Annotated in this window: 22 protein-coding genes; 13 read left to right on the top strand and 9 right to left on the bottom strand. The window is 71.8% G+C overall.

Going from position 1 to position 23815, the window contains the following annotated elements:
* Positions 1-676 precede the first annotated feature (676 nt).
* Positions 677-850, bottom strand: a complete 174-nt coding sequence (locus tag WME79_RS46190; protein WP_157907316.1) for a hypothetical protein — start codon at positions 848-850, stop codon at positions 677-679.
* Positions 851-939: 89 nt separating this feature from the next.
* Between WME79_RS46190 and WME79_RS46185 the strand changes: the two genes are divergently transcribed.
* Positions 940-1272, top strand: coding sequence for a hypothetical protein (locus tag WME79_RS46185; protein ID WP_437528594.1), 333 nt, complete (start codon positions 940-942; stop codon positions 1270-1272).
* Here WME79_RS46185 and WME79_RS46180 read toward each other — a convergent pair.
* Positions 1256-2401: a 2-isopropylmalate synthase gene (locus WME79_RS46180; protein ID WP_437528592.1), complete on the bottom strand. Its 1146-nt coding sequence runs from the start codon at positions 2399-2401 to the stop codon at positions 1256-1258. The two genes, WME79_RS46185 and WME79_RS46180, sit on opposite strands and share 17 nt — an antisense overlap.
* A gap of 302 nt (positions 2402-2703) precedes the next feature.
* Here WME79_RS46180 and WME79_RS46175 point away from each other — a divergent pair, with 302 nt between their 5' ends.
* The 5 genes from WME79_RS46175 (at position 2704) to WME79_RS46155 (ending at position 7496) form a co-directional block, all read left to right on the top strand.
* Positions 2704-4212, top strand: a complete 1509-nt coding sequence (locus WME79_RS46175) for a hypothetical protein (protein WP_437528590.1) — start codon at positions 2704-2706, stop codon at positions 4210-4212.
* A 15-nt stretch (positions 4213-4227) separates the two neighbouring features.
* Positions 4228-4563, top strand: a complete 336-nt coding sequence (locus tag WME79_RS46170) for a hypothetical protein (protein ID WP_437528588.1) — start codon at positions 4228-4230, stop codon at positions 4561-4563.
* A gap of 270 nt (positions 4564-4833) precedes the next feature.
* A complete protein-coding gene (locus WME79_RS46165) occupies positions 4834-5562 on the top strand; it encodes a metallophosphoesterase family protein (RefSeq protein WP_437528586.1) in 729 nt (242 codons plus the stop codon).
* A gap of 108 nt (positions 5563-5670) precedes the next feature.
* Complete coding sequence (locus tag WME79_RS46160) at positions 5671-6693, top strand: TIR domain-containing protein (RefSeq protein WP_437528584.1); 1023 nt, start codon at positions 5671-5673, stop codon at positions 6691-6693.
* Between the two features lie 341 nt (positions 6694-7034).
* Positions 7035-7496: a hypothetical protein gene (locus WME79_RS46155; protein ID WP_437528582.1), complete on the top strand. Its 462-nt coding sequence runs from the start codon at positions 7035-7037 to the stop codon at positions 7494-7496.
* A gap of 466 nt (positions 7497-7962) precedes the next feature.
* On the opposite strand, the gene WME79_RS46150 is transcribed toward WME79_RS46155, so the two are convergent.
* The 6 genes from WME79_RS46150 to WME79_RS46125 all read right to left on the bottom strand — a co-directional run bounded on the left by WME79_RS46150 (position 7963) and on the right by WME79_RS46125 (position 17041).
* Positions 7963-9939 carry a transketolase gene (locus WME79_RS46150; RefSeq protein WP_437528580.1) on the bottom strand — a complete coding sequence of 659 codons (1977 nt, stop codon included), beginning with the start codon at positions 9937-9939 and terminating at the stop codon, positions 7963-7965.
* Positions 9940-10312: 373 nt separating this feature from the next.
* Positions 10313-11740 (bottom strand): protein kinase domain-containing protein, encoded by a 1428-nt coding sequence (locus WME79_RS46145; RefSeq protein WP_437528578.1) that lies wholly within the window; start codon positions 11738-11740, stop codon positions 10313-10315.
* A gap of 266 nt (positions 11741-12006) precedes the next feature.
* On the bottom strand, positions 12007-12282 hold the full coding sequence (locus WME79_RS46140) for a hypothetical protein (protein ID WP_437528576.1): 276 nt from the start codon (positions 12280-12282) through the stop codon (positions 12007-12009).
* Between the two features lie 96 nt (positions 12283-12378).
* Positions 12379-13407 carry a hypothetical protein gene (locus tag WME79_RS46135; RefSeq protein ID WP_437528574.1) on the bottom strand — a complete coding sequence of 343 codons (1029 nt, stop codon included), beginning with the start codon at positions 13405-13407 and terminating at the stop codon, positions 12379-12381.
* Positions 13404-15056 (bottom strand): M16 family metallopeptidase, encoded by a 1653-nt coding sequence (locus tag WME79_RS46130; protein ID WP_437528573.1) that lies wholly within the window; start codon positions 15054-15056, stop codon positions 13404-13406. Before WME79_RS46130 ends, WME79_RS46135 begins: the two co-directional genes overlap by 4 nt.
* A gap of 35 nt (positions 15057-15091) precedes the next feature.
* Positions 15092-17041 carry an insulinase family protein gene (locus WME79_RS46125; RefSeq protein WP_437528571.1) on the bottom strand — a complete coding sequence of 650 codons (1950 nt, stop codon included), beginning with the start codon at positions 17039-17041 and terminating at the stop codon, positions 15092-15094.
* 83 nt (positions 17042-17124) lie between these two features.
* Here WME79_RS46125 and WME79_RS46120 point away from each other — a divergent pair, with 83 nt between their 5' ends.
* The 3 genes from WME79_RS46120 to WME79_RS46110 all read left to right on the top strand — a co-directional run bounded on the left by WME79_RS46120 (position 17125) and on the right by WME79_RS46110 (position 19156).
* Complete coding sequence (locus tag WME79_RS46120) at positions 17125-17328, top strand: DUF350 domain-containing protein (RefSeq protein ID WP_437528569.1); 204 nt, start codon at positions 17125-17127, stop codon at positions 17326-17328.
* 16 nt (positions 17329-17344) lie between these two features.
* Positions 17345-18511: a hypothetical protein gene (locus WME79_RS46115; protein WP_437528568.1), complete on the top strand. Its 1167-nt coding sequence runs from the start codon at positions 17345-17347 to the stop codon at positions 18509-18511.
* A 234-nt stretch (positions 18512-18745) separates the two neighbouring features.
* Positions 18746-19156 (top strand): response regulator, encoded by a 411-nt coding sequence (locus tag WME79_RS46110; protein ID WP_437528567.1) that lies wholly within the window; start codon positions 18746-18748, stop codon positions 19154-19156.
* On the opposite strand, the gene WME79_RS46105 is transcribed toward WME79_RS46110, so the two are convergent.
* Entirely contained in the window at positions 19153-19386 is a 234-nt protein-coding gene (locus WME79_RS46105; RefSeq protein ID WP_437528566.1) for a hypothetical protein, read from the bottom strand. The two genes, WME79_RS46110 and WME79_RS46105, sit on opposite strands and share 4 nt — an antisense overlap.
* Before the next feature lie 337 nt (positions 19387-19723).
* Here WME79_RS46105 and WME79_RS46100 point away from each other — a divergent pair, with 337 nt between their 5' ends.
* From WME79_RS46100 to WME79_RS46085, 4 genes are all read left to right on the top strand, one after another.
* On the top strand, positions 19724-20173 hold the full coding sequence (locus tag WME79_RS46100) for a hypothetical protein (RefSeq protein ID WP_437528565.1): 450 nt from the start codon (positions 19724-19726) through the stop codon (positions 20171-20173).
* Between the two features lie 338 nt (positions 20174-20511).
* On the top strand, positions 20512-20928 hold the full coding sequence (locus WME79_RS46095) for a hypothetical protein (protein WP_437528564.1): 417 nt from the start codon (positions 20512-20514) through the stop codon (positions 20926-20928).
* Positions 20925-22220 carry a KGGVGR-motif variant AAA ATPase gene (locus WME79_RS46090; protein WP_437528562.1) on the top strand — a complete coding sequence of 432 codons (1296 nt, stop codon included), beginning with the start codon at positions 20925-20927 and terminating at the stop codon, positions 22218-22220. Before WME79_RS46095 ends, WME79_RS46090 begins: the two co-directional genes overlap by 4 nt.
* A 52-nt stretch (positions 22221-22272) precedes the next feature.
* The gene (locus tag WME79_RS46085) at positions 22273-23742 is read left to right on the top strand and encodes a hypothetical protein (protein WP_437528561.1); all 1470 of its coding nucleotides are present in this window, start codon (positions 22273-22275) and stop codon (positions 23740-23742) included.
* Positions 23743-23815 lie beyond the last annotated feature (73 nt).

The following is a 23815-nucleotide window of genomic DNA, read 5'->3' as shown; positions in this document are numbered from 1 at the left end:
GGTGAGTGCTGCGGCCGCCGCTCAGTGGTGATGCGCAGAGGGGTGTTGACGCTCACGCTGACTTATGCTCCGCCGAGCATGTTAATTGATGGCCCCCTGTGGGCGTGCCTGGGCATTAAGCCGCAGGCGCGACGTCAGGGCGCCGCGCGGCACCCTGGGCCGGGCGAGCATAACCTCCGGCGGGGTTCTGAGCGCCCGGAAGCGATTCGGGCGGTGGGACGCCCCGGTCTGGAAGCGCGGGCGGGCGGCCGGCCGCGAGAGGGCTCACTCACCGCGCGAGAGGGCTCACTCGCCGTGACCGAGGGCGTGCTTACGTGCCACGACGGTGCAGTGTCCGTTCGGCGACCAGCATGCTGTCCTGGGGCCCGAACGCTGCGTAAAACCCGGAGGTGTCGATGGACGAGAGCAGAAGCACCTGGCGCGATCGAGTGGCGCGTTGGCACAAGTGTTACCGAGCCGACTGGCTTATGGCACCGCACGCCGCCTGGATGATGGCCATCTCGCGGCCGTTCGGCAGGGCTCCGTCCGGCGACGGCCATTGCGGGCCTGCGTGTGACCTGAGAAATTTTGGCGTCGCTGAACGGTTTGACGAGAGTTGATGAGAGAACCAGTTATTGCGGCCTGTCCGAGCTTATTTCATACTCCTCACGCGACCAGGCGCATCCGTCCCCTCGCCTCAAACCCCGCGCGGAAAGTCGCCCAGCGGCGGGAAGCGCGGGTCCTCCGTCGGATCGGGCGACGGCGGCTCCGGCTGCTCCGGCCCCGGATCCCCCGGGTTCGGCGGCAGCGGGGCATCCTCGTCGTCGCCGGGAATGTCCGTCTTTGCGAGCTCATGCGTGCTGTGGTTCATGACGGCCTTCGGCTGCAAGTTTCAAACCGCATCGCACACGCATCCCCCGGCTTGACGCCCCTGCCCGGCCCCCGTGATCTGCAGCCGGCGTGCTCTCGATCCGCCACGACCCCTTCCCGCTGGAGGCCGCCCGCGACCTGCTCGGCATCGTGCGCGCGCTCTACGCCGAGGCGCGCTCCCGCGAGGCCAGCGTGGCAGATCTCCACGCCATCGCCGCGGTCGGCGACGACCTCCGGCAAGCGATCGCCCTCGCCGAGGCCCATCCGCCGGGCACGCTCGGCTTCTCGTCGGCGTGGGCCCGCGCCGAGCGCGCAGCAGCCCGCGTCGGCGAGCTCGCGGACGCGCTCACGCCCGCGGCGCCCATCGTCCGCGCCGCCCTGGCGCGCGTCGGCGGCGGGGGCAACGTCACCCCCGGCGGCTGAGCGCCCCCGCGATCGGATGGTCCGGCGCGACGGGCCAGGCGAGCGCGCGCGACGCGGCCGCGCAGTACGCGGCGAGGCGCTCGCGCGGCACCGGGGGGCGCGCGCCGAGGCGGCCGAGGTTGTCGACGAGCAGCTCGAGGCAGGTGTTGCCCGTCCGCTCCCCGACGCCCAGCGCCGTGGCGTGGACCCGCTCGACGCCGCTCGCCACCGCCCAGAGCGCGGCCGCGAGGCCGAGCCCGCGATCGTTGTGGCCGTGCCAGTCGAGCTCGATCCCGGTCGCCCCCAGCGCGCCTAGCTCGCGCCGGGCGAACGCGACGAGCGCCTCGACCCCCGGCGGGGTGACGTGGCCTGTCGTGTCGCACAGGCAGAGGCGCGCCGCGCCGGCGTCGACGGCGGCGCGGAAGAGCGTGCGGAGCATGTCGGGCGGCGAGCGGGTCGCGTCCTCCGCGACGAGGCAGAAGGGCAGGCCAGCCGCCGCGGCCGCCCGCCCGGCCTCGTCGACGCTGCGGGCCAGGAAATCAGGCCCCCACCCCTCGACGAAGAGCCGGATCGGCGAGCTCCCGATGAACGCGTAGACCATGATCGGCGCCCCGGTGCGCTCGGCCACGCGAGCGACCTCCTCGACGTCCGCGGCGAGGGTGCGCGCGGCCGCGGTCAGGCCGAGCGGCAGGCGGGACGCGACGATCTCCCGGACGAGCAGGCACGCGTCGTCGAACTGCCGCGGCCCGGTCGCCGGCATGCCGAGGTTCACGACGTCGACGCCGACGCTCGCCATCGCATGGAGGAGCTCGATCTTGCGCGCGCGCGACGGGTTCACGGTGGAGACGCCCTGGATGCCGTCGCGCAGCGTCTCGTCGAGCACCTCGACCGGCCGGGCTCCCCGGCCGAAGGGCAGCCAGACCTCGCCGCCGGCGCGCGCGTCGCTCCACGCGTCGGCCAGCCGCCCGCCGGGGGGCGGCTGCTGCCCACCGCGGGGCGGCTGCTGGCCACCGGCAGGCGGCCGCAGCCCGCCGGAGCCGAAGGGCGATAGCTGCCCGCCGGGGCGCAGGGGGCGCTCCCCGGGCGCCGGCTCGGCGCGGTTCCAGTCGAAGGGGGCCGCGGCGCCGGGATCCCGGCCGTCGGCGCTCATGCGCTGCATCTCATCTCGAAGGGGGCTCTCGGCGTGGCGCGGGCGCGGCGCACCGCGTCGATCCGCGCTGGAGGGAAAGGTTACTTCATGTCGGCCGCCGGAGCAGGTCCCAGCAGCGCACGGCGAGCGCCGCGCCCCGCACCGAGAGCACATCGAGCCGGCGCCAGGCGCCCACGCCAGCAGGACCGGACCACCGCGCCCGCCGGCGGGAGCGGCTTTCCGCGCGGAGAGCGGCAGCGTAAAAAGCTGACCAAGGAGCAACTTGCTGCTCCGGGACACCTGCCGCTTCGGGAGCTTCGATCATGCACAGGCTTCGCCTGCCGATGACCGCGCTGGGATTCCTCGCAATCGCGCTCTGCGCCGGCTGCTCGCCCTCCGAGCGCAATTTCGCGGCGGCCGGAGGCGGTCAGGGCGGCGGCGCTGGCCACGGCGGCACCGGCGCCGGCGGCGAGGGTGGGGCCAGCGGCCAGGGCGGCGCTGGCGGCCAGGGCGGCGCCGGCGGCCAGGGCGTCACGTGCACCTCGCCGAAGGACTGCCCCGCCGGGGAGAACGCGGCGCCCACGTGCGAGGACGGCGTCTGCGGCCTCGCGTGCGACGCCGGCTTTCTCGACTGCGACGCGGCGGCGCCGGGCTGCGAGACGAGCGCGGGCGATCCCCAGCACTGCGGCGCCTGCGACCGACGCTGCGCGATGGAGTGCGTGGACGGGGCCGAGGGGGCCTTCTGCAACGACCCGGTCGAGATCTCGGCCGGGTTCGCCCACACCTGCGTGCTGCGAGGGGACGGCAGCGTCTGGTGCTGGGGGAGGAACACGTTCGGGGAGGCCGGAGCGCCGGTGGATCAGCCGAGCGTGCCCTGGCCCGCGCGGGTGTCGCTGCCCGGCAAGGCGATCCACGTGGCCGCGGGCGGCGGATACGCGCGCGGGGACGACAATGCCCCTGCGCACTCCTGCGCGGTGATGGAGGATACGACGGTCATCTGCTGGGGACACGGCCGGCGCGGGCAGATCGGCAACGGTTCTTACCTCGATTCCGTCGGACCGACGCGGGTGACGAGCCTCATCAACGTCGTGCAGATCTCGCTGGGCGCGGCGCACTCGTGCGCCGTGAAGACGGGCGATGAGCTGTACTGCTGGGGATCCGACGAGGAAGGGCAGATCGGCAATGGCGCGGCGGAGCAGTCGGGTTATGCGACGCCGGTCCTCGTCCGGAGCGATATCCGGCAGGTCGCGGCAGGCCAGGATCACACCTGCGCCATCAAGGCCTCCGACGGGGGCGTGCTCTGCTGGGGCAGAAACTTCGATGGACAGCTCGGCAACGGCGGGCAGACGAGCTCGCCCTCTCCGGTGAACGTCCTCGCCCCGCTCGCAGCAGGCGTCGACGAGGTGGCCGCGGGCGACCGGCATACATGCGCGCGCAAAGGCGCTGAGGTCTACTGTTTTGGCAACGACTACAACGGCGCGGTGGGCGCCAATCGCTACGGGCCCGTGCCGGAGCCCACGCTCGTCGCTGTGCCGCGCGCGGCGCGCATCGACGTGGGCCGCGAGCGGAGCGGCGCGGTGTCCGGCGACGCGCGGGCGCTCAAGATGTGGGGAGTCGCCTACCTGGGCAACGGCGACGGGATGCTGTCCACGCAGCCAGTCGACGTGCCCATCGACGGCGTGGCGCAGCTCGCCGGGGGCTACCAGCACACATGCGCGCTGAAGGCGACCGGCGAGATCCTCTGCTGGGGCGAGAACGCCGAGGGGCAGCTCGGCGTGGGCCAGGGGGTCGGCGACCAGCCATCGCCGGTCGCGGTCAAGTTCGAGCCCTGAGCGAGGGAGGCGCTCGTGACAGGGGTCTTGTCGGGCCGCAGAGGCGGCGCGCTCCGGGCTGCGCTCGACGTGCCCACCAGCGCGATGCTCGACGACTGCGGGCCGGATACGCCGATCCCCTGCTCCGTCGCGCTCGATGTCCGCGTCGAGGGGGACGCGGTCCGATTCGAGGAGCCGGCCAGGACGACTCCCACGTGCGACCACCCCTCGATCACCGCGAACAGGCCCCTCCCGGGCCCCTCCCACTGGAACAGCGCCTCCTGGCAGCGCGCGCGCGCCGCCTACCGGCGTATCTGCAGCACCCGCGGCCGGTACGTCTGGCAGCGCGGCGCGCTCCGCCGCGCACCGTGATCGGGCGGGCAGTCCCTTGCGTGGAAGCTCGAGCGGCGCTGGCCGCCGGGGCGGGCACCGGCGCGCGGGAGAAGGAGACTTCGCCGTTGGGACGCGCGTGTCCATCGCCCCCAGCCGTCGCGCCACCGCGCCGCCTCGCGCCTCGCCCGGCCGCGAGGGGCTGGAGGCGCCGGCGGACATGGTCTATCGTCGCAAGTCCGCCGATCGGACGCCGCGAGGCGCCGAGAGCCGCTCCAACGTCTCGATGGCCGCCGAAGGGGGGGTCCTGCCATGCGGATCGCGCTGATATCCGACATCCACGGCAATGAAGTGGCGCTCAGGGCCGTGCTGGCCAGCATCCAGGCGACGGGCGTCGATCAGGTGATCTGCCTCGGAGACGTCGCGACGCTGGGGCCGCGGCCTTCGGCCATCCTGGACATGCTGCAGGAGCTCGGGTGCCCGTGCATCCTCGGGAACCACGACGAGTTCATGCTGGATCCGGAGCTGATCCGCACCTACACCGAGGCCCCCATCGTCGTCGACGCAGTCGACTGGTGCCGTGATCGGCTGTCGAACGACGAGCTCGCCTTCCTGCGCACGTTCCAGGCGCGCCTCGAGATCCCGCTCGACGCTCACGCGACGCTCCTCGTGTTCCACGGCTCGCCCCGGTCTCACATGGAGGATCTCCTCGCGAACACCCCGCCGGAGGAGCTCGATCGCCGCCTCGCGGGCCACGCTGCGACGGTGATGGCCGGGGGGCACACGCACCTCCAGATGCTCCGGCAGCACCGCGGCACGCTCCTCCTGAACCCGGGGAGCGTCGGGATGCCGTTCAAGGAGTACGCGAACGGCGGGCCGCCCACGCTGCTGCACCACGCCGAGTACGCGATCGTGGAGGCGCGCGGCGGCGCGGTCAACGTCAGCCTCCACCGAGTGCCGGTCGACAGGGACGCGCTCCGCGCTGCCGTGAAGGCATGCGACAACCCGATGCGCGGCGCGCTGCTGCAGCAATATGCCTGAGCGTGCGGCCCGAGGCGAGAGAGGGCCTCTGGGCTCGAGGGGACGGCACGCGTCTTGTCAGGAACGTGCGAGGCAAGTACGCTGAGGGCTTTCGAGGGAGAGTAGTCGTTGAGCACCAGACCACGCATCTTCATCGGCTCGTCGGTGGAAGGGCTCCGCGTCGCCGAGCACATCCAGCTCGGGATGGACTTCGACGCGGACTGCACGGTCTGGTCGCAGGGCGTGTTCGGCCTCTCCGGGGGCACGCTGGAGAGCCTATGTGCCGCCATCCGAGAGTTCGACTTCGCGGTGCTGGTCCTCACGCCCGACGATCTGGTGCAGAAGCGCAGCCACGCGATGAACAGCCCACGCGACAACGTCCTGTTCGAACTCGGGCTGTTCATGGGCGCACTGGGCCGGGAGCGCACCTTCATCGTGTACTGTCGGGACGAGCCGATAGGCCTCCCGACCGACCTCGCCGGAGTCACCGCCGCGACGTTCGCGCGGCGCGGCGACGGCAACCTCCAAGCCGCGATGGGCTCCGTGTGCACGCTGATCAGGAACGCCGTCGGCAGACAGCGCGGAAGCGCTGTAGCGCAAGCGACGGACCCCTCAACGGTCACGTCGGAGATCGCGGCGCTCCGGGTCGCGCTCGAAGCGCAGACCGAGAGCTTCCGGCAGGTGCTCGCGGCCGCCACGAAGGCTGCGCCGGAGCCGACGGCGAAGGACCCTGCGGATGTCCTGGACCTGCGAGTGCTTGAGGGCACCTGGCACAACAAGGAGTCCGGAAACGGCTATTATCTGCGACTTCATGGGGGCGAGCTTCGCGGCGCCTACTGCTACAAGGGCAATCTCAACAGGCTCGGGGAGTTCCACAATCTCAAGCTGGTCGGTGATGTCGTTCTCGGCCGGTTCCGCTGGCTGAAAGGCCCCAAGACGGCGGGGTATGTTTACCTGAAGTTCGAATCGAAAGACCGCCTCTTCGGCGGCTGGTGCCTTCAGCACGACGGGCCACCTGGCGGAATCGAGTCTCTACCACACCACCCTGAATATCTGGAGCAGATGACCTGGATCCGCCAGGTCCCTGCGCCGCCATTGCCGGAGTGGGCCGAGCACTACTTCGACGCCCTCGACACCCGTGAGCCGGTCTAGCCCGTGACGATCTCGAGCATCGACCGCTCGCGGAGATAGATGCGCTCGCGCCCGCGCTTCGCGCTTGGGTAACCCGGCGACCTCGAGCGCGCAGCGGTACGCGACGCTGCGGGTGAGGCGTGGGCGAAATCGCAGTGGTCATGGATCGGCCGCCGACGTGAGCGGTCCCCGTTTTCTGACGCCGCCCGACCGCTCGAGCGCCCCGAAGACCGGCCGGCGCGCCACGAACCGAGCCCTCGACGCACGCGGCAGCGGCTAGGCCCACAGGCCCGATCTGCGTGCGGCGGGGCGCGGCGATCTGGTAGCCTCGAGGGTGCGCGCCGGAGAGCGATGGAGCCCCAATGACGAAATACGAGCAGATCAAGCTGTCCTATGAGGCGTCCAAGGCCGCGATCGGCCAGGTCGCCGAGGAGCTCTTGCAGTGGATATACGAGCTCCGTGACCACATGGCCTGGCCGAGGGACAAGTGGGCGCTCAACCGGATCGCCGGAGACACCCACGCCAACGGGCTCCTGCAGCGGTTCGTCGTCGAGAATCAGCCTGGCGTCGGCGAGGTCTTGAAGTGCCAGCTGTCCCTCACTGTCGAGGAGGAGCTGCCGTTCACGGTCGACTTCTTCGCGGTGGGCAGGACCGACAGGGGCCTCCTCGTCGTCCTGATCGGCGGAGAGCAGATCACCGTCAGCAAGACCTCCCCCGAGGCCTTCTTCGAGAAGGCCGTGGAGCACATCCGGCAGCAGGCGAGGCGCGTGGCGAAGACGCGCCGCGTAGGAGCCATCGCCGGCACGCCCCACCGCCCTGCCTAAACGCAGCGCTCGCCTGGCTGCCCAGGCGCAGCGTTCGCCTGACGCTCGGGCGAGCGCCACCGCGCGATCGCTCGCGGGAGACGCCGGCCCCCTGCGCTTCAGCAACGAAATCCGCCACACCAGAAACGAAAGCCTCACCCGGACGACGCCTACGTAAATTCACGGACATGCGTCAGGAGATTCCTGGCCCAGCTCCTGCATAGCCCTGACCTCGGAGCGCCTGAGGGACGGTTTCCCCCCCCACACCGTCGGACGGGCGCTCTTTTTTTCTTTTGTGCGACGCCTCCGCCACGGCACCTGCGCGGGTGCCGTGGCGGGTCATCGCGAGACGCAGGGCACGCCTCTGTCACCGGGGACGAGCTGCGTATCACGATCAGCCGACGACCGATCCGCAGCGCACTTGCGCTCGCCTCGCGCGAGGCCAGGCCTATCGCGCACGGGCGCTGGTGCGAGGACTTCTCGCAGACTACCGAGGAGGAGGGCCGAGCCCTCCTGGATCGACCCCGTGGCCCACGCCCGCGGCGCGCGCTGCGTCGGAGACGAGGCGCTTCGCTGCGCCAGCGATGGAGGAAGCATCCAGCCCCGCCGCACGCAGGAGCTCGGCTGGGGTGCCCGAGCCGGGCATCTCCCTCACGGCGAGGTGGACGACGCGCGCGACGACGGGCTCTTCGCCCGCCAGGGCCTCGAGCACGGCGTCGCCCAGGCCGCCCTCGGCCCAGTGATCCTCGACGACGACGGCGTTTCCAGCCGTGGCCTGCACCGCCGCGCGGATGCCGGCGGCGTCGATCGGCTTGATGCCATACGCGTCGACGACTCGAACGGAGAGCCCGCTCGCCTCGAGCTCTGCGTGGGCCTTCAACGCTTCGTGGACGGTGATGCCGGCAGCGATGATGGTCACGCGATCGTGGGGTGTCTCGCGCAGCACCTTGCTCCCGCCGATGGGGAACGCTTCGGTCGCATCGTACAGGATGGGCGTCTTCTCGCGCGTCGTCCGGAGATAGACGATGCCCTTCTGGTCGGCCATGGCAGCGACCAGCCGAGCGGCCTGGTTGGCGCAGCACGGATAGAGCACGGTGCTCCCGTGGATGGCGCGCATCATGGCCAGATCCTCGAGCCCCATCTGCGACGGACCGTCTTCGCCGATGGATACGCCCGCGTGCGAGCCGCAGACGCGGATATTGGCCCTCGACACCGCGGCCATCCGAAGGAAATCATGGGCGCGGGTGAGGAAAGCGGCGAACGTCGACGCAAAGGGCGACCAGCGCCGGACGCTCAGCCCGACGGCGGCGGCCACCATCTGCTGTTCGCTGATGAACATCTCGAAATAGCGATCTGGATAAGCCTTCGCGAACTCCTCGGCAAAGGTCGAGTTGTTGACCTCGGCGTCCACGGCGACGATCTCCGCGCGCGCAGCGCCGAGCGCCTTGAGCGCATCGCCGTAGGCTTTCCGCGTCGCGACGGCCGTGGAGCGCTCGTAGCTCGGAAGCCTCAGCGGCTCGGCGGTGGGCCGCGGAGCAGGCGCACCCGGCGCAGGCGCCTCTGGCTTGATGACGATGTCTCGCAGGCCTCCCAGCTCTTCGATCGCCTTCGCGCACTGCGCCTTGTCGAGCGCCTTTCCGTGCCAGCCGTCCTTGTCCTCGACGAGGGACACGCCCTTTCCCTTCACCGTGCGCGCGACGATCAGCGCGGGCGCGTCCGAGGCGCGGAGCGCTTCGGCGTAGGCCCTGGAGATGGCGGCTGGATCGTGGCCGTCGATCTCCAGGGCACGCCAGCCGAACGCGCGGGCGCGCGCTGCATAGGCCGCGGAGTCCCAACCGAGGGGTGTCTGTCCGCGTTGCCCCAGACGGTTCATGTCCAGGATGGCAATGAGGTTGCCGAGCTCTGCGTGGCGCGCGTGGTCGAACGCCTCCCAGATGGATCCCTCGGACATCTCGCTGTCGCCGAGCAACACCCAGACACGGTAGGGAAGCTTCTCGAGGTACTTCCCGGAGAGCGCGATCCCGACGCCGACGGGGAGCCCCTGACCCAGGGAGCCGGTCGCCACGTCGACCCAGGGCAGCGTCGGCACCGGGTGCCCCTCCAGCGGGCTCCCGAAGCGCCGATACGACAGGAACTCCGCGTCGGAGATGACGCCCGCCGCCTTGAGCATCGCGTAGAGCAGCGGGGAGGCATGGCCCTTTGAAAAGATCACGTGATCGTTGTTCGGGTTCTCCGGATGGCTCAGGTCCCAGCGGAGGTAGTCATGGAGGAGCACCGCCATGAGATCGGCCGCCGACAGGCTGGAGGTCGGGTGCCCGGAACCGGCCATCGTCGAGCAGCGGAGGCTATCGACGCGAAGCTGCTGAGCGAGCTCACGAACACCGTGAGCCTGCTCGGCGCTGCTTCGGCGTTGCCCCTCGGTTCGGTCGCGCCCGCCGCGCGGTTCGTGCTCACGCCGAGGCACCCCGTGGGGCGCGTGGGCCGATCGCTCGCCAGGCGGCGCGGGCGAGCGGTCCTTCTCGGCCTTCGGCGCTTGCTCTCGATCATCGTGCGCAGGCAGTCCCCTGGGGCGGCTCGGCGCAACGTCTTTCAGGGGGCTGCGTACATGCTTTGGCCGTCTCTTCTCGGCCGGCTTGGGGGCTTCTTGCGCCATGGCTGCACCTGACGCTGCCGTCTTGATGCAAGCAGGGCGCCACCGCGCGCCAAGCTTGTGTCTGGCCAAGACGATGACAGCCAAGCCTGCCCGCGTGGCGCAATCATCGAGCGGCCTGAGGCGTGCGCCGGCCCGCCGATTTCATTCACGCGCTGATTGGCAAAACAAGGTTGGCAACAACCGCTCAGTGACGCGTCCTGAGCAGCTCGCGTTCGGTGGGCACGCTTCGCGCGCCGGTCGCGGGGTTACCGCGGGGGATGCGAGCGCTCCGCGGCGCCGGACGCGGGTCGACCGGGCGCGCGGCCTGCGCGGAGAGGGGGCGCGGCGCGGCCGCGGGGACGGAGGTCTCCTCGGGCGCGGGGACGGAGGTCTCCTCGGGCGCGGGGACGGCGGCCCCCACCGCCGCGGCGTCACCCGACCTCGCTGCTGGGCGTGGGCTCGGCTGCGCTGCGACGCGCGCCTGCGCGGCGCGAACGATGGACGCAGCGCGCGCATCGACGCTCGACGCCCGCAGCGCGGCGGGGACCTGGGCTTGCGCCCACAGCACGCCGGTCGACAGCACAACGCCAAGCGCGACGACGAGGCCGGCCGCGAGGCCCAGCTTGCCCCGGCGCGCGGGCTCGGCTCGCTCGGCGCGCACCGCCGCCCCCGACGGACCGACGGCGGCCCTGTAGGCGGCGACCATAGCCTCAATCGAGGCGAATCGCTCCGTCGGATTCAGGGCGAAAGCGCGCGCGAACCAGGCCGAGAGCGCTGGCGGCGCCTCCGGGCATAGCGCCGGCCGCGGCGGTTGCGCGCTGGCCAGGATCGAGGCGAGCACGTCGCTCATCGTGTGGCCCGGGAAGGGCAGCCGGCCCGTGAGGGCCTCGTACGAGACGACCGCGAGCGCCCACATGTCCGAGTGCGGGTTGGTGTCCCCGTCGCATGCGTGCTCCGGGCTCAGGTACGCCGGCGTGCCCAGCACCACGCCGCCGATGGTTCGACGGGGGAAGTCGGCCGGCAGCTCCTTTCGGATCCACTTGGCGATGCCGAAATCCGCGACCTTGGCGCGCACCTCACCGCTGCGCTCCTCCTCGAGCAGCACGTTCGTCGGCTTGATGTCGCGGTGCACGATGCCGAGGCCGTGCGCGACGGAGAGGGCCTCTCCGATCTGGCCGAGGAGCGGGGCGAGCTCCGCCGGGGAGATCGGTCCCCGCTCCTGCATGAGCTGCCTCAGGGACCGACCTCGAACGTAGCCCATGACGAGGTACGGACCCACGGCAGGGTCGTTGCCGACGTCGTGCACGGCGACGACGTGGTCCGTCTTCTGCGCCAGCTGCGCCGCGACCTGGGCCTCGAACCGGAAGCGCTCCAGCGCGCTGCCAGCCTGGCTCTCGCGCTGGACCGTGAGGAGCTTGAGCGCGACGTCGATCCGCAGCGCCCTGTCGTGCGCGAGCCACACCTCGCCCATGGCGCCGCGTCCCACCAGCCGCGAGAGCTTGTACCGCCCGGCGACGAGCTGGTTGCGCCGCGGGTCCTGGGCTACGTCGCCCCGCCCGGCTGCAGAAGAAGCAGGACCGGCGTCGCCGGAGCGGTCAGAGCGCGCCGCAACGGCACGCGCGCTGTCCACCATCGGAAGATTGGCGTCAGATAGTCCACCGGAAGCCGAGGCTTGCCACACGAGCGGTACCCTCCGTTCCATCGCCGTGTCCAGGCTCGTTGACGCGCGGATGCGACAACGATCCCGGACACCAAGACCGGGGCATGTCAGCCACGGTACCATCGAGAGAGAGAAACCGGAATCAGGAACGACGGAAGCGCCTCGCTCGGGAGTCTCCGGATCCACCATAAGGTGCGCAAGGGTGGTGAATCAGCGCCGGTGCGGCGCCATCGCCCAGGTCAGAACGTCATCTTGAAGGCATAGGCGAAGAGCTTGCCGCCGCCGCCTCGGAACAGGCTGGCACCTATCCTGTCCACGCTCGATATGTCGATACCGTGTTGCACGTAGCCGACGAGCACAGCGAATTTGGTGGCGAGATCCTCTTGGAGGTCGCGAGCACGGGCTTGTTCGTGCCCACGAAAGATGATGATAGCTCGTGCTCGGGTCGGCGGGCGGCGCGTCGACCACTGGAACGCTTCATCGTGTATACGACCCAGCGCGGGGCACGCGTTCAAGGGATGCCGGTCAACCTCTTGAGCTGTTTGGGCGCGGCCCTGCCTCGGCGCCGCGCGCGCAGCGGATGACGGACGCGGCGGCGCGTCCTGGGACGGTCACGGCGAGACGCAGGGCACGCTCGGCGCGGCGTCCGGCGAGAGGAGCGACGGCAGCCAGCGCCGCAGCACCAGGGGCACCATGGCGTCATGGGGCATCGGCTCCGTCGGGAGGAGCGGCTCGAGCTCGCGGAGGACGCCGGGCGCCGCAGGGTGCGCGTCGACGCCGCGCTGGAAGGCGCGGCGGAAGTCGGCGATGGGGCGCTTGACCCAGGTCATGGTCTGCCACGACACGACGACGTGCGTGGTCGGGCGCGAGCGCGCGAGGGGGAGCGCGATGTCGACGTCCATGCACGTGTCGATCACGAGCGCCGCGTGCACGGGGATGGACGCGCGGAGCGCGGTCGCGATGCCGCCCGCCTTGTTGCAGCCGCCGCCGGAGTGGCCCGCGACGACGACGCGCGCGCGGTCGAGGGTCGCGACGCCGCGCAGCCGCGCGGCCGTGGCGTCGAGGAACGCGTCCAGATCGAAGGCAGGCCAGCTCGTCCGCGCGACGGCCACCGCCGCCGGGAGCACGGCGCTCGGCGCCGCGACCAGCATCGGCGGGATCTGGCCCGCCTCCATGAGCTGCGCCGCGATCCGGCGCACGTCGCCCTCCTGGCCGCCCCCCATCCAGCGGTGCTCGATCCGCGCCTCGTTGGTGCCGTGCAGGAACACGAGGATCGGCAGCGGCCGCGCGGGATCGGCGGCCGCCAGGCGGTGCACGAAGGCGCGACCCCGCCAGCGCCGCTCCGGCGGCACCCCGGGCGCGGCAGCCCCGGCCTGCGCTGCGCCCTGCTCGGCGGCGCCGCTCGCCGGCGCAGACGGGTGGTCGTAGTCATACGTCGCGCCGTCGAGCTGCCCGGGTGCCGGCGTCGACGCCGCCGGCGCGGCGGACGCCGGCGCAAGCTTCGGCTGCGCCCCCACGGCGCCCGGAGAGGACGCGGCCGCGAGCGCCGCGGCGAGCGCCAAGGCGCGCGCCGCGGGCGCAAGACCACGCACCGCCGCCCGCGGCGCGCGCGCGCCCCCGCGGCGCCCGACGGCCGTCACTGCGGCTCCTCTGCCGGCGCCGCGCGGCCAGCGCCGGGCGCCGGGGCGGGCGAGGCCTTCGCGTCCCGCGGGATCGTGCGCTTCCGCTCGAAGGCGCGGGTCGGGTCGACCACCTTGACGTCCCCGAGGCGGCTCAGCATCGGGCCGATCGCCTGGGCGTCGCCCACCACGACGATCGCAGCGTGCGCCGGTCGCACGTTGTCGGCCGCGACCTTGCCGGCGAAGGCCGGCGTGATGTCCCGGAGCTCCTTGCGGTAGCTCTCCTGGTGATCGTCCGGCAGATCGAGCGCCTGCATGCTGGCGATCTCGTCCGCGAGCCCGGCGGCCGTCCCGAGGCCGAGGCCGAGGCCGGCCGTGAGCCGCCGCGCCGCAGCGTCGACCTCCTCCTGCGAGGGCGCCGCGGCCGCGAGCTGCTCCGCGTGCTCGAGCATCGCCTGCGCGGCCAGGCCCGTGCGCGCCGCAGGGACGCGGACCTGGACCAGGAGCGGGACGGGCCCGTGCGCGACGTCGAGCGGCGCCGCGGACACGTCGCGCGCCGGCCCGCGCGGCTCGAGGAGCTCCTGCGAGAGGCGCCCCGAGGGGCCGCCGAGGACCTCGCCCGCGACCGCGAGCGCGGGCCACTCCGAGGCGCTGCGCTCGGGGCCCAGCACGCCGAGGAAGAGCTCGCTCTCCGCGCTCTTCGGGCGATCGACGATCGTGATCTTGAGCGACGCCGGGGGCATCGGATCGGTGAACGAGAGCGCCGGGGGCTCCTCGCCGCGGCGGTCGGCGAAGGCCTTCTCCACGGCCGCGCGCGCGGCCTCGGGCGTCGTGTCGCCCGCCACCACCACCACGGTGTTCTTCGGGACGTACCACGCCGCGTGGAACGCGCGGCAGTCGGCGGCGGTGATCTGCGGCAGCTCCGCCGCGGTCGCGCCGAACGAGGCGTACGGGTGCAGCTCGGTCGGGAGCGCGTAGAGGTCGCGGAAGAGGACCATCAGCGCTCCCCAGCGGCCGTCCGAGCGCCCGCGCTCCCTCGCCGCCTCGGCGGCCTGGGCCTTCAGCTTGGCGAGCTCCGCGGCGTCGAGGCGCGGCCGCTGCACGACGACCCCGAGCAGCAGGGCCGCCTCCGCGACGCGATCGCTGGGCGCGCGCAGCCCGATCACGGTCGCGTCGAGGCCGGTGTCCACCCGCAGGGAGGCGCCGAGCGACTCGACCCGCGCGAGCACCTCGCGGCCGGGGAGGCCGCCCGCGCCCCCGCGCAGGAGGAGCTCGCCCGTGAGCGCGGCGAGCCCCGTGCGCTCGCCGTCGGCCGCGGAGCCGCCGCGGATGACCACCCGGACCTCCACGAGCGGCAGCGCGCGGCTCACCGCGGTGGCGACGCGGAGGCCGCTCGGGAGCTCGGCCCAGGCGATCGCGGGCATACGCGCGGGCTTCGCGGGGCCGGACGGCGGCGGCTGCTCCCCGCGAGCGACCTCGGCCGGCGGCGCCGCTGGCGCAGATGTCGCCGGCGCGGGCCTCGCCGGCGCGCCCGCCTGCGCGGGCGGCTGCGGCGCCCGCCCAGCAGCGCAGCCGCACGCCACGGCCGCCGCGAGCGCCGCGGTCCAGGAGAGCCAGGGGCGCGCTGTCCGTCGCCCGCGCAGGTCGCGTCGCTCGCTTCGCTCGTTCATCGCGTCACGCGTTCTCCGTCGCTCGCCTCTTCGCGTCACTTTTTCGTGGGTTTCGCCGGCTTCGTGGGCGCCTGATCCGGCGCGGGCCGGCTCGCCGCGCCGTGCGCCTTCGCCGGGCGCTTGCCCGGCGCGGCCTTGTCCGCGCCCTTGCCAGGCGTCGCCACCTCAGCGCCCTTGCTCGACGCGCCCTTGCCCGGCGCGGCCTTGTCCGCGCCCTTGCCAGGCGCGCCCTTGCCAGGCGTGGCCTTGTTCGCGCCCTTGCCCGGCGCAGCCTTGTCCACGCCCTTGCCAGGCGCCGCCTTCTCTGCGCTCTTGCCCGGCGTCGCCACCTCAGCGCCCTGCCCCGTCGCCGCGGCGCGCGCCCCGCCTCCGGCCTGCGGCGCGCCGGCCGACGCGCGCGGCGGCGAGGCGGCTCCCGGCACCCCGGGGGGATAGGTCTCGACGATCGTCCGGCGCGTCGGGCCGAGGTGCTCGCGCGCGACGCGTTGCACGTCCTCCCGGGTCACCGCGAAGTAGCGCGCGAGCTCCCCGTTCAGGTGGGCGGCGTCCCCGAAGAGCAGCTCGTGCTCGCCGAGCGCCCGCGCCCGCGCGCCCGCGTCCGCGAGGCCCGCCACGAACGCCGACTGGAGCAGCCGGCGCGCCCTCGTCAGCTCGGCCTGCGAGGGCCCCGCCGTCGCGAGCGCCCGGATCTCGCCCTCGATCAGCTTCTCGACGTCGCCGACCCGGGCGTCCTCGGCGAGCCGCACGTCGATGGAGAAGAGATCGGGCCCGCGGTGGCCGTCGATCGCGACGCGCACCGACCGCGCGACGGCCTTGTTCACGACGAGGAGCGCCTCCAGCCGCGAGCTCTCGCCGCGCCCGAGCAGGGAGGCCGCGACCGCGAGCGCGTGGTGATCCGGGTGCTCGGGCGGCGGCACGGCCCACCCGTAGAGGATGGACGGCGCGCGGGCGGCGCTGTCCCTCACGACGCCGGTGCGCTGGCTCGTCTGCTCGGGGAACGGCACGTCCTTGAAGGGCGCGGCGGAGACGGCGGGGATGCCGTCGAAGTACTCGTGCACGAGCGCCTTCGCCGCGCCCGCGTCGAAGCCGCCGGCGATCGCGAGCACCGCCCTGTTCGGGCCGTGGTGGGCGGCGTGGAAGTCGCGGGCCCACGAGAGCTCCGCGCCCGCGAGATCGTCCGCCTCGCCGAGCGCCGGGTGCTCGTGAGGCCAGTACCCCTGGAAGACGAGCTCGCGGAGCCGGATCGCGCCCTGGCCGTGGGCGGCGCCGAGGACCGCGCCGCGGCGCTCGAGCGCGTCCCGGCGCTGCGCCTCGAAGCCCTCTGCGCTCGGCGCGGGCGCCTTCATGCGATCGGCCTCGATCCACAGCGCCAGCGCGAGCTCGTTTGCGGGCAGCGCCGCCGTGAAGGTGGTGCGATCGACGTCCGCCTCGACGTGGAGCTCGCCGCCGCGCTCGGCCACGAGGCGCTGGGGCTCGCCCGCCGCCAGGCTGCGGCTGCCCCGGGCCATCATGTCCATCACGAGGCGCGCCACGCCGCTCCTGCCGCTCGGCTCATCGCGCGAGCCCGCGTCGTACGTCACGGCCACCGCCACCGTGGGCGAGCGCTCGTCGGGGCTCAGCACCACGCGCAGCCCGTTCTTCAGCGTGATCCGCTCGACGGGCAACGCGAGCTCGAGCGGCGCTTCCGCCGGAGCCGCCGCGGCGCTCCTCGGCGCCCCCGCCGTGTGCGCTGCCTTGCCGATCGGCGCGCCCCCGCCGCGCGCCGCCTTGCTGGCCGGAGGCGCTGCCGCGGCGAGGTGGGGCGCGCCTGCGCAGAGCAGGCCGAGCGCCGCGAGCGCGGCCGTGAGGGCGCGGCGGGGCAGGGTTCGGCGCACGGTCGTGGACACCGCAGGGCGATAGCACGTCGCCGCCCGGGCGCGCGCGTCGAGGAGCGACGCGGCGCAGCGACCGCGCTTCACCCTGCCGGCCGACTCGCGTAGGCTCACGCCCCCGAGCTCACGATGTCACGAGCGCGCGCCGCGCGCCGCCCTGCGCCCAGAGAGAACCGCCGATGCCCGACGTTCAAAGTTTGACGAAAGCTGTGGTCGGAACGCTCGTCTTCGTGGCCGTCGGGCTGCTCGTCTTCCTGCTGGCGTTTGTGCTGATCACGAAGCTCACCCCCTTCTCCATCCGCAAGGAGATCGAGGAGGATCAGAACACGGCGCTCGCGATCGTGATCGGCTCGGTGATCCTGGGCCTCGCCTGGATCATCTCCGCGGCCATCCACGGCTGACGCGCGGGTCTCGGCGTTGGCCTCGGCCGGGCCCGACCTCTTCGGCGCGCTGCCGGCCGGGCCCCGCGGCGCGGCCCGCGGCGGCTTCATGTGGGGCCGCGGCGTCGATCTCGCGGTGTTCGGCGGCTCCGCCGCGCTGGCCCTCGCCCTCGCCGCGCTCTCGACGGGGGGCGCGCTCCCGGCCTGGGGCTTCCTGCTCTTCGTGGTCGGCGTCGACGTGGCGCACGTGCACACGACGCTCTTCCGCACGTACCTCGACCCGGAGGAGCTCCGCCGCCACCCCGCGCTCTACGCCGGCGTGCCGCTCGCCTGTTACGCCGCCGGCGTCGCGCTCCACCTCGCCTCCGAGCTCACCTTCTGGCGCGCGCTCGCCTACGTGGCCGTGATCCACTTCGTCCGCCAGCAGGTCGGGTGGGTCGCGATCTACCGAGCGCTCGCGGGCGAGCGCTCCCGCGTCGATCGCCTCCTCGACGACGCGCTCGTGTACGCGGCGACCGGGTGGCCGCTGCTGTACTGGCACGCGCACCCGCCGCGCGCGTTCCAGTGGTTCGTGGAAGGCGATTTCGTGAGCGCGCCCTGGCTCGCGGCCGCGGTCGGCCCGCTCGGCGCCGTCTACGCCGCGCTCGCCGCCGCGTACGTCGCCCGCGCGATCCAGCGGGCCTGCGTCGACCGCGCGCCGCTCAACCTCGGCAAGCACGTCGTCGTCGCGACGACCGCGGCGACCTGGTACGTCGGCATCGTCGCCACCGACAGCGACTTCCAGTTCACGGTCACCAACGTGATCGTCCACGGGGTCCCGTACATGGCGCTCGTCTTCGCGTACGCCCGGGAGCGGGCCCGCGAGGCGCCGCGCTCGCTGCTCGCGCGGGTCCTCGCCTTCGGGCTCCTCGCGTTCCTCGGCGTCGCGCTGGCGCTCGCGTTCGTCGAGGAGATGCTCTGGGACCGGCTCGTCTGGCACGACCGGCCGGAGCTCTTCGGCGGCGCGCGGACAGGGGACGAGCCGCTCCTCGGGCCGCGCGCGCGGGCGCTGCTCGTGCCGCTGCTCGCGCTGCCGCAGGCGACCCATTACATGCTCGACGCCGTGGTCTGGCGCCGTCGCCACACCCGCCCCGCCCAGGCGCGCGCGCTCGGGTTCCGGCCCGGAACGCTGGAGGGCGAGCAGGGCGAGAGCGGAGAGGCTTGACCCGCGGCGCAACTCCCGTAACCCTCGGCGCTTCGCATGGCTTCGCTCGCGGTGCCCGTGCTCCCGCCACGCCCCTCGCCCGCTGCTCGGCGTGGATCGGCGCCGCCCCCGCGTAGCCCGGAACCATGTCCGGAGAAGATCCGACGATGACGATGCTGAGGGCATGCAATGCGTGCGCGGTGCTCGCCTGCTATCGCTCCTGCATGCTTGCGCAGTCTGGAAGAGGTAACAGCGATGAGTGAACCCTGGCCAACCGACGGGCTCAACGGGCCGCGCGTGACGCCGATTCCCCCGAACCCGCGCGCCCCCGTCCTCCTGGTCGACGACGACGCCGAGCTCCGCGAGATGCTCCGCGAGATGCTCGAGTCGTCGGGCTACGATGTCTACTGCGCCAGCAACGGCAGGGAGGCGCTCGATCTCCTGCACCAGGCGGACCCGCCGCCCGGGCTCATCCTGCTCGATCTCATGATGCCGATCATGACCGGCGAGGAGATGCTCGCCGCGCTGAAGCAGGTGCACGCGCTCGCGGCGATCCCGGTGACCATCGTCTCCGGCCACGACGGCCCGCCTGAGGGCACGGCCTACCTGAAGAAGCCCGTCGACTTCAGCGCGCTGCTCGGCGTGGTCCAGAAGACCTGCGGCTAGCCCCTCCGGTCGAGCGCGGCCAGAGCGTCGACCGGAGCGCCAACCAGCGCGCCGACCTGGACCGGCAACGGCGATCGCTGGCTCATCGCCGCGAACGCGAGGAGCGCCACGACGGTCAGCAGGAGCGCGAGCGCGAACGCCGCGGCGAGGAACAGGATGCCGAGCGACGCGCGCTCGCTCCCGGCTTCGCTCGCGTCCGGGTCCTCGTCGCGTCGCTCCGGCTCATCCACGCTCCGCCCTCCGCTCGCCGGCTGTGCTTACCGCCTCGCGCCGGACGGCGCAACGGATGCAACGAAAACCTCCGTGTTCGCCGCGTTCACCGGCCGCGGCGGCGTCCTCGGCGGACGCGCCCGTCCGGACATTGTCTGTCCGGAAGGGCCATCGCCGTCCGCCTCCAACGGCTGTAGGTTCGCCTCCTCGGAGGGCGTGAGAATGGCAGAAGGCCGCAACAGCGACGCTGCGGAGAAGAGCGGACAGGCGAGCTCCGATCGCCTGTGGATCCTTGTCAACACAAGTCTTCGTGAGTCTGCGCCAGAGCGCGTAAGTGGCCGCCCCCCGCGGGAAACCATGGTGATACGTGACGGCGATACCCTCCTCGTCAGCGTCGATGTCGGCCGGGGCCGCGGCTCGGCGCTCACGGTGCCATTCAACATGGTAGAGCTCGGTCGCCTGGAGGCGACGCTCGTGGTGCGGCTCGCGGCCGCCTCCGCCCCGTGCACCGCCTGCGTCGACGAGAGCCTGGCCCTGGCGGCTCAGGAGCCCGGGGGGCTCGACACGGAGCGCGTCTTCCGGGCGGTGCGCGCCGCGATCGCCGGCTGCGCGCAGCGCGCGCACAGGGAGGGCCCGCGCGGCGCAGCCGACGCCGGCGGGCCCTCGCCGGAGAGCTCGGGGCCGCGGCCGTTGAGTGCGCTCCGGCTGGCGCCGGCCAACGCGCCCCTCGTGCCCGCGGGGGGCGCGCTGGGGGCGGGGGGCGCGTCGGCGAAGGAGAGCGAGCTTGATATCCTCCTGATCATCTGACCTGGGCTCGCTCTCGTTATCGCTTGTTGCATCGCCACGGTGGCACTCCCTGCTCCAACCGTTGTGCATTTGCCTCCCACCCTCTGGTGTACGCCAAGAACGCCAAGCTTCTCTGCTGCCACACAAGCCAGCTCACGCAGGGAATGACCGATTGCACCGCCGTCGCGGCCGAGCAGGATCTCCGTACCTGGCTCCTCACGTCGGTACGGCGGGGCGGAGCGCGGCTGCTGAAGCTCGCGACACCGGCGCTGACGCGCTGAGAAGGCGCGCCGCTTACGCGTTCGATGTGGTAGGATGGCTTCCGACGGTATGCTTCAGGAGCCGTCACGAGCGCCATCATGCCTTATTCGCTGGATCTCCCGAACTCCTGCCGCCGTCACCTTGAGGCGGCCAACCTGCTCAACCGGCCCGAACCGCGGAGCGCGAGGCCGGACGTCGCGGGTTACCTTTACGGCATCGCCGCCGAATGCGCGTTGAAGGAGATGATGCGCGACTCCGGGATGCGCCAGCTCCCACCCAACCAGCGCCGCGATGACCCCTTCTACGCGCATTTTCCGGAGCTGAAGACCCTGCTTCGTGACTGCGCTCGCGGCCGTCGGTCCGGTGAACTGCGAAAGTATGCCGAGGACGGTCAGCTCATGCAGGACTGGGACACGACAATGCGGTACGCCCCAGGTAAGGAGATCCTGCCGCGCCACGTCGAGCGATGGCGGGAGCAGGCAGAGCGGCTCAGGCAGGCGATGGAAACCCCATGAAAACGGAGAAGCTGACCGTTCACTTCGATGACAGCCTTCCCGTCCTCGTCGACGAGGTCGAGGCCCACCTTGGCCGGAGCTCCCTCGAAGGCGGGGTCGTGTTGCGGGAAGCGTCGGGGCGGCTGACCTTCTTCGCCGACGGAGAGCTCACGCCGGAGAGCCTGGCCGCGCTCACCGGTGCGCTCCGGAAGGCGCTCGGTCCGTACGCACGCCCGGACCGTGTTGTCGCCGATCGGCAGTCGCCCGGCGCCGCGCGCATCCTCGAAGACCCCGGTGCCTGCGCGGTCCGGGTCGGCGACCGGACCGTCCGGTATCTTGATCGCAGGATCGTCGGGGCAGACTGGGTACGCGGTCCCGAGCCCGAAGCACCGGCGCCGCCGCAGTTCGTATTTGCCAGCCTCAAGGGAGGCGTTGGCCGCTCCACAGCCCTATCCGTCGTGGCCGCAGAGCAGGCCCGCAAGGGCCGGAATGTCCTGGTGATCGACATGGACCTCGAAGCCCCCGGCATCGGGTCGATTCTCCTCGACCCGGACCGCAGGCCGGCATTCGGCGCGCTCGATTATCTCGCGGAGAGCGGCCTCGGCGGCTTCGACGAGACCGAGCTGGCTGACTTCGTGGGAACGAGCGCACTGACCAGTGGAGCCGGCCTCGTAGATGTCATGCCAGTGAGCGGGACCTCCTCCGAGAAGCATCCGGAGAACTTCCTGGCCAAGCTCTCCCGGGCCATGCTCGAAGACGTCGAGCCTGGCGGCGGCTCAGTCTCACTGCGAGATAAGACCCGAGGGATGATCCGCCGAGTGGTCGGCCGCCGTCCGTACGATCTCGTGCTCGTGGACGCTCGCGCCGGTATGGCAGAGCTCTCGGCAGGCCCGCTTCTCGGTCTCGGCGCGACCGTCTTCCTGTTCGGCACAGCGCAGCGTCAAACCATCGACGACTACCGATATCTCTTCGCGCATCTCGCGACGCTCCCGACGCCGGAGGGAGGCTCACCGTGGCGGCAACTGCGCATGGTCCACGCGAAAGCGCCCCTCTCCGACGAGGTGAATACGACGTTCACCGACGAGATGTGGAACTTGTTCACAGAGTACCTCTATGAGGAGATCGATGGCCTGGATGGCTTCAACTTCGACGCGAATGACCCCCAAGCCCCACACTACCCGATTGCCATTCCCTTCGATGCCCGCTTCATCCACTGGGATCCGGCCAAGAAGCCAACCGAGCTGACACGTAATTACTACGAAGCCACCTTCGGCGCCTTCCTCACTGCGGTGGATCGCCTGCTGGGTCCATGAACCGCCACCCGCCGGAGCTCGAACCGCAAACATCGCCCGTGTCCTCCAACACATGATCGCCGAGCAGCCCACCGCCAGCGTCGACTTCAACAGCATCCGCCAAGGGCTCGCGGAGCTGCCGCGCGCAGACAATCACGCGCCTGGCCAGCCCGTCGACCCGGGCTTGGTTTACGTCGTGAGCGGGCACCGGAGCGCGCTCGACCCCGAGCGCACCCTGGTGGTTGGCAACCGGGGTATGGGGAAGAGCTTCTGGGCACATGCCCTGGCTCAGAAGGAGATCCGCGAAGAGGCGGCGCAGAGGTTCCGTCAGCCAGACCTCTACCGGACCTCTGTCGAGATTGGCTTCAACGCCTCGGAGCAAACCGGCAGGGTGGCGCCATCGCTCGATATCATCCGGCAGATGGCCCGCGATCATCGCGACTCCGAGAGCGTCTGGCGAGCTGTGATCGCTCGTGCAGCGGTTGGTTTCACGGATCACGAGCTCCCCACCAGCTTCATCGATCTTGTGAGTTGGGTCGAGGCGGATGCCGAGCGGTATGGCCACCTGGTTACCGCTGCGGACGCGCGGCTCGCGGCGACCGGCCGAAAGCTGCTCGTGGTGTTCGACGCCCTCGATCGTCTGGGGAAAGACTGGTCGATGACGCGCGAGCTGACTCGCGGACTCCTACGCAGAGCGCTCGCCGCCCGGTCATTTCGAGCCATTCGCCTCAAGCTTTTCATGAGGCTCGACCAGTTCTCAGATCAGGCTCTCTTCGACTTCCCCGACGCGTCCAAGATCCGGAATACCCGCGTGGATCTCGACTGGACGACAAGCGATCTTTACGGCCTCCTGTTCAATCGCCTGTCCCGCTCGCCGCACTCAGGCGAGGCCTTTTCCCGGCTCGTCGAGCGCCTGAAGGCAACTGCCCCTGTGGGCCTCTTGCCCGCCGACGTGGAACAGAAGCAGATCGTCGACTCCATTGCCGGCGAGTTCATGGGCGCGGACAAGAAGCGTGGGTTCGTCTTCACCTGGCTTCCGAATCATCTGTCGGATGCCAGGGGCCAGACGTCCCCTCGTACGTTCCTCACCGCCTGGCGCGAGGCAGCGCACCACGGGGCGCCGCCGGCGGGGCGCGCGGTGGACCACCTCGGCCTCCTGGAGGGCGTGCGCAAGGCTTCCGAGGACCGCCTCACGGAGCTCGGAGAGGAGTACCGCTGGGTCAGGACGGTCCTGGAGCCTCTCCGTGGCCAGATGGTCCCGATGGAGCAGGAGTTCCTCGAGTCGCTCTGGCGCAAACGCGGCACCGCGCAGACTCTCCTCACCCAGCCGGCAACCACGGCGCTCGGTCTTGCCCCCGTACAGCTCGCCGATCCAGGCGTAAACCCCGAGAAGGCATTAGTCGACGCGCTCCAGACGATCGGCGTCCTCGAGATTCGATCCAGCGGCAAGATCAACGTGCCAGACATCTTTCGAGTCGAGGCGGGGATCAAGCGCAAGGGCGGGGTCAAACCCCCGCGACGCACCGGGTCCGCGGATGGGTGAGCTTGCCAGTTCGCGATGGGGAGCTATCGTCCAGGACGACCGCTGACCGCCGAGCCTCACCATGCGGACGACG

Origin of the sequence: Sorangium sp. So ce726 (assembly GCF_051521405.1) — a bacterium.
Taxonomy (GTDB): domain Bacteria; phylum Myxococcota_A; class Polyangia; order Polyangiales; family Polyangiaceae; genus Sorangium.
Note: the sequence above shows the minus strand (reverse complement) of the source record. Positions and strands in the feature narration are given on the sequence as shown.

Coding starts and splice junctions, on each gene's coding strand:
- WME79_RS46155 (WP_437528582.1), top strand. CDS start 7,035: ATGACGAAATACGAGCAGATCAAGCTGTCCTATGAGGCGTCCAAGGCC.
- WME79_RS46175 (WP_437528590.1), top strand. CDS start 2,704: ATGCACAGGCTTCGCCTGCCGATGACCGCGCTGGGATTCCTCGCAATC.
- WME79_RS46085 (WP_437528561.1), top strand. CDS start 22,273: ATGATCGCCGAGCAGCCCACCGCCAGCGTCGACTTCAACAGCATCCGC.
- WME79_RS46095 (WP_437528564.1), top strand. CDS start 20,512: ATGCCTTATTCGCTGGATCTCCCGAACTCCTGCCGCCGTCACCTTGAG.
- WME79_RS46100 (WP_437528565.1), top strand. CDS start 19,724: ATGGTGATACGTGACGGCGATACCCTCCTCGTCAGCGTCGATGTCGGC.
- WME79_RS46180 (WP_437528592.1), bottom strand. CDS start 2,401: ATGAGCGCCGACGGCCGGGATCCCGGCGCCGCGGCCCCCTTCGACTGG.
- WME79_RS46110 (WP_437528567.1), top strand. CDS start 18,746: ATGAGTGAACCCTGGCCAACCGACGGGCTCAACGGGCCGCGCGTGACG.
- WME79_RS46090 (WP_437528562.1), top strand. CDS start 20,925: ATGAAAACGGAGAAGCTGACCGTTCACTTCGATGACAGCCTTCCCGTC.
- WME79_RS46190 (WP_157907316.1), bottom strand. CDS start 850: ATGAACCACAGCACGCATGAGCTCGCAAAGACGGACATTCCCGGCGAC.
- WME79_RS46130 (WP_437528573.1), bottom strand. CDS start 15,056: ATGAACGAGCGAAGCGAGCGACGCGACCTGCGCGGGCGACGGACAGCG.
- WME79_RS46145 (WP_437528578.1), bottom strand. CDS start 11,740: ATGGTGGACAGCGCGCGTGCCGTTGCGGCGCGCTCTGACCGCTCCGGC.
- WME79_RS46165 (WP_437528586.1), top strand. CDS start 4,834: ATGCGGATCGCGCTGATATCCGACATCCACGGCAATGAAGTGGCGCTC.